The organism is Mesorhizobium sp. M1A.F.Ca.IN.020.04.1.1, from assembly GCF_003997315.1.
Taxonomy (GTDB): domain Bacteria; phylum Pseudomonadota; class Alphaproteobacteria; order Rhizobiales; family Rhizobiaceae; genus Mesorhizobium.
This window is the reverse complement of record NZ_RZSN01000296.1, coordinates 1-4,142: the sequence shown is the minus strand read 5'-3', so window position 1 is coordinate 4,142 and position 4,142 is coordinate 1. Positions and strand designations below refer to the sequence as shown.

Annotated in this window: 5 protein-coding genes; 2 read left to right on the top strand and 3 right to left on the bottom strand. The window is 64.8% G+C overall.

What is annotated here, in order from left to right; genetic code table 11:
• The 3 genes from EOA49_RS30740 to EOA49_RS30730 all read right to left on the bottom strand — a co-directional run.
• Positions 1–933: patatin-like phospholipase family protein (locus EOA49_RS30740; RefSeq protein ID WP_164749340.1), on the bottom strand; the 933-nt coding region annotated here is incomplete at its 3' end.
• Between the two features lie 169 nt (positions 934–1,102).
• Positions 1,103–1,546 carry an SRPBCC family protein gene (locus EOA49_RS30735; RefSeq protein ID WP_067321724.1) on the bottom strand — a complete coding sequence of 148 codons (444 nt, stop codon included), beginning with the start codon at positions 1,544–1,546 and terminating at the stop codon, positions 1,103–1,105.
• Between the two features lie 113 nt (positions 1,547–1,659).
• Entirely contained in the window at positions 1,660–2,559 is a 900-nt protein-coding gene (locus tag EOA49_RS30730) for an SMP-30/gluconolactonase/LRE family protein (RefSeq protein WP_095824584.1), read from the bottom strand.
• A 105-nt stretch (positions 2,560–2,664) separates the two neighbouring features.
• Here EOA49_RS30730 and EOA49_RS30725 point away from each other — a divergent pair, with 105 nt between their 5' ends.
• Together EOA49_RS30725 and EOA49_RS30720 are read left to right on the top strand one after the other, a co-directional pair.
• Complete coding sequence (locus EOA49_RS30725) at positions 2,665–3,384, top strand: FadR/GntR family transcriptional regulator (protein ID WP_066993159.1); 720 nt, start codon at positions 2,665–2,667, stop codon at positions 3,382–3,384.
• Positions 3,384–4,142, top strand: a 759-nt coding sequence (locus EOA49_RS30720; RefSeq protein ID WP_164749339.1) for a mandelate racemase/muconate lactonizing enzyme family protein, incomplete at its 3' end; no start/stop codon positions are given. The genes EOA49_RS30725 and EOA49_RS30720, both read left to right, overlap by 1 nt.

Genomic DNA, 4,142 nt, shown 5'->3' with positions numbered 1-4,142 from the left:
GGGCCGGGTCGCGTCATTGGGCAGGCCCTGGTCGTCGGCATCCTTCGCCGCCTGGAAGCGGGCGATGAGGTCGCGCCGCCGGAGCGAGCGCACCTGGTTGTCGGTGGTGTCGAGCACGCGCTTCAACTGCGAGAACCAGTTCCAGTAGCCGGAGCCGGACGCTCGCCAGGGCGCGCCGGCATCGCTGACCAACAGCCAGCGGCAGCGCTTCAGCGCCGGCTCGATGCCGTGATTGTCATAGACGCCGCCATCGGTGAGCACGGCGCGGCCGGCCGGGACCGGCGGGCCGACGCTCGCGTCGAGCTTGTCGTTCTCCCACGCGAACTGAGTGAGGTCGAGCCTGAGCGGCGACAGAAACGGCGGGAAGGCGGACGACGCCGCGACCGCGGTCGCGACCGGCAGGTCCGCATGCTTGGCCATGCCGATCCGGTAATCGGCAATGTAGCGGTTGGACATGCGAAACAGCGAGCCGGTGCTGAGATTGCTCGAGCAGAACACGAACCACGGACGCCGGGTCAGGCTCTTCAGCGTCGGCACCTTGCCGTCGAACAGATGGCGCTCGTAGCAGGTGGCGACTTCGCGCGCCGCGCTCGAAAACGGGTTGAACACGCCCTTGAGGATCGACGGCGCGTCAAGGAAGACCTGCGAGAAAGCGAGGATTTTTTCGACGTAAAGCTCGCGGAAATTCGTGGCAACGCCGTCGGCAAAGCTGAGGCGCGGCCAGAGAACCGCAAGCAGCCCGGCGGCGATCGAGCCGCCCGAGACCGAACTGACCATGTCGATTTTCTGAAGCAGGCCGGCCTCGTTCAGCCGGCAGAGCACGCCGGCATGGAACAGCATGGCGCGATAGCCGCCGCCCGACAGGCAGAGGCCGAGCTCGTAATGCTCGACCTTGTCGTCAGCCGGTGACGATCCGGCTGGAATCGGCTCCATCGCGCCCCCCTTCTGCCTGTCCGTTCGGCATTCGAGCTCGGCTTTGCTCAATCCAGCCCAGCGCAGCCATTCTGGCAAGCGGGGGAAACGCGTAACGTCGCGGATTGGAAATCGGGTCGCGTGCCGGCCGCTCCGTCGCGGCCGGCTGCATAGACCCTGCGATCGATCTTTACTGACTGATCTCGGGCTCGACGAGCCTTGCCAGGTTCTTGAGCGACTCCTGCCAGCCGAGATAGCAGGCCTCGGCGGGGATGGCGTCCGGAATGCCGGCCTGGGTGATCTCCATCTCCGTGCCGACCGAGACTTTCTTCAACGTCACCGTCACCTGCATCTCGCCGGGCAGGTTGGGATCGTCGAACTTGTCGGTGTAGCGCACGAGCTCACCCGGAACGAGCTCGACATAGTCGCCGCCGAAAGCATGGCTTTCGCCCGTGGTGAAGTTGCGGAACGACATTTTGAAGTTGCCGCCGGCCTTTGCATCCAAGTGATGCACCGTGCAGGTGAAGCCGTTCGGCGGCAGCCATTTCGCCAGCGCGTCCGCCTCGATGAAAGCGCGATAGACTTTTTCAGGTTTGGTGGAAAGCACGCGGTGCAGGCGGACAGTGCTGGGCATTTCGTTACTCCTGTTGATTGCCGGTCTATGCTCCTATGACGAACGGTGATTGGCCAGTCCGACATCGATGGTGAAGTTTTTTGATCGCTGCTGCCGATCTCTCGATGGGGAGATTATCCGAACCGGTTGCCTTGCACGCCGCGCACGCCGGGCCTGAGCGCGAACAGGCCGCCTTCGAAGGGGTTGGCGTCGAGATGCTCGGCGCTCATGGTGAAGCGCGCCGAGGTGACGAACAGCGTGTCGAGGCCGGGGCCGCCGAAGGCGCAGCTCGTCGGCCAGCTGCAGGGCAATTCGGCGATCCGGTCCAGCTTGCCGTCGGGCGCGATGCGGGCGAGGCAGCTTCCGCCAACCACCCGGCAGTTCCAGATATAGCCCTCTGCGTCAAGGCAGGAGCCGTCCGGCAGGCCGCGCTCGAAGCCGGTGAAGAAGGGGAGCGCCCGGCCGAGCCGTCCCGCCTTCTTGTCCCAGTCATAGCTGTAGAGCGCGTTCTTCGTCGTGTCGGCGGTGACGAAGCGTCCGTCGGGCAGCCACACCATCGTGTTGGTGATGCCGAACCGGTCTTCGCTGAGCGGCGTCACATTGCCCTCCCGGCCGACCCGGTAGAGCCGACCTTCATCGCTGGCGATGGGCACCGGCGCGTCGTCCGGACCGATGTTGTTGGCCATCGTTCCAACCCAGAACGAACCGTCCGGCGCCACCACGCCCTCGTTGAGCCGCGTTCCCGGCCTGTCGTCCTCGATCATCGCGAGCGTCCGGAACGGCCCATCGAAGTCCCATAGCGCGATCTCCTTGCGCAACCCGACGATCGCGCCGCCGTCGTTGCGCAGGCCGACCGAGGTCACGAGATCGGGCGTCTGCCAGCTTTCATGCGCGCCGCTCAGCGGATCCAGCCGATGGATCCTGCGGCCGATGATGTCGACCCAAACCAGCCTTTCGCGGCGCTCGTCCCACACCAGGCTTTCGCCGACCACGTCGCGCGCATCGAAGATCAGGCCGGCTTGCTTCTCGTGCATGGGGCGCCTCGGGGCAGGGTGTCAGAAAATCAGCTTGACATATATCTTTAAGCCGAAATATGAGCAATTCAACATCAACCTGTCATACAGGTGCTGAGGAAACGCATGCAAGAGCAGACGGACCCACCGGATGAACCGAGTCCTGGCCTGGTCAGCACGGCGATTCAGGCGATAACCCAGCACATCCGCTCGGAAGGCCTGGCGCCCGGCGATCCGCTGCCCAGCGAGGCCGCCATGACGCGCCAGCTCAACGTTTCCCGAACGGTCGTGCGCGAGGCCTTCCGCTCGCTGTCGGCGATGCGGCTGATCGACATGAGCGCCGGGCGCCGCGCCACCGTCGCCAAGCTCGACACCGGCGCGATGTCGATGGTGATCGAGCACGGCATCACCACCCAGCAGATCAGCGTGCAGCAGGTCTATGACGTCAGGCGCACCATCGAGATGCGCACCGTGGCGCTGGCAGCACTGCGCCGCACCAACGCGGAAGCCGCGGCGATCGCCCAGTCGGCTCGGCTGATGCGCGAGAGTTGCAAGAACCCCGAGACCGTCATGGAGCATGACATCGCCTTCCACGAAGCGATCGCGGCGGCCTCGCACAATCCGGTCTTTTCGCTGATCGTCACCGCCTTCAGCGGCGTGACGCGGCGCACCTGGGTCATTGGCTGGCGAACCCGTTCCTCCGACGAGGACCAGCTCAAGATGATCAAGGGCCATGAGGACATCGCCGACGCCATCCTCAAGGGCGATCCGCGGCTTGCGGCCGAGCATATGGCCGAGCATTTCGACAAGAGCGTCAAGGCGCTCATCGACGCGGGGATAGCCTGATGAAGATCCGCGCCATCGAGACCGTCCGCATCGAGGAACGGCCCAACCTGCTCTGGGTCGAGGTTCATACCGACGAGGGCATCACCGGACTCGGCGAGACGTTTTATCTATCGCGCACCGTCGAGGAATATCTGCACGAATATGTGGCGCCCAGGGTGATCGGCCGCGATCCGCTGGAGATCGATCTTTTGGCCGCCGATCTCGTCGGCTATCTCGGCTTCCGCTCCAGCGGCGCCGAGGTGCGCGGCAACTCCGCCTTCGACATCGCGCTGTGGGACATTTTCGGCAAGGCCACCGGCCAGCCGGTCGCGCAGCTGCTCGGCGGTTTCAGCCGTCGCTCGATCCGCACCTACAACACCTGCGCCGGCACCGAGTATATCAAGGACGCCAAGGGCCAGACGACGGCCAATTACGGCATCGGCGCCGGGCGCGATTACGACGATCTCAACGCTTTCCTCACCCGCGCCGGCGAGCTGGCCGAGGAATTGCTCTCCGACGGCATCACCGCAATGAAGATCTGGCCGTTCGACCACGCGGCGGAGAAGACGCGCGGCAACGACATCTCGGCGGCCGACTTGAAGGCGGCGCTCGAGCCTTTTGAAAAGATTCGCAAAGCCGTCGGCGACAGGATCGACATCATGGTCGAGTTCCATTCGATGTGGCAGCTCTTGCCGGCGATGAGGATCGCCGAGGCGCTCAGGCCCTACGCCACCTATTGGCACGAGGACCCGATCCGCATGGACAGCCTCGGCGATTTG